Source organism: Vibrio sp. 1288 (genome assembly GCF_033344475.1).
The window spans coordinates 1-629 of the sequence record NZ_JAWPOX010000695.1 but is presented as its reverse complement, the minus strand read 5'-3'; the positions used below and the strand labels follow the sequence as shown (position 1 = coordinate 629).

Sequence of the window (629 nt, the reverse complement as noted above, 5' to 3'; positions counted from 1 at the left end):
TTGGATCTCAGGATCGGTATAGTAGTGAGCGATAAGTACCGCGTCTTTTTCTTTAAGCAGCTTTTTGTATTGCTCAGCTGCGTCTTCTAACTGACCATTTTGTGCTAACGAGTTCGCTAGGTTATAGCGGCCGGTTTGTGATGGGTCATTCGAAAACGCTTTGATGGCCGCTTCGTAATCGCCAGTTTGGTAACTTGCCGCGCCTTGCCAACTTGGGTCAGTGAACAGGTTTTTGGCTTGTTCATATTCTCCCTGTTTATAGAGATTAGCCGCTTTCTGATCGGCATTTAAGAACGGGTTGGCTTGTGCGTCTGGTGTCCAAGTCATTGGAAGCAGCGCAGCGATAAATACCCAAATTACACCACGGCGGAACAGGAAAACGGTAGGCAGTAGCAGTAGAGGCAATAGCCAAAATCCACCATTCAAACGAGAATCGGTTTTGACCTCTTGATTCTGTTTTGCTGCCAAGTTGTTCCCAGTATTATTCGTGTACGCTGCGATGCTATCCACGTCTCGGTTGTTGTGCTGAATAGGAACAAACATACCGCCCGTCTTGTTGGCTAGCGTTTGTAGGTTTTTCAGGTGTGTTTTGGCAACAACGGTCGAGCCTTGCGTGGTCTTAAGAAGCG

Annotated in this window: 1 pseudogene; it reads right to left on the bottom strand. The window is 47.4% G+C overall.

The features are described from left to right. Positions 1-629, bottom strand: a pseudogene (locus tag R8O11_RS28835) (hypothetical protein); the annotation flags it as partial.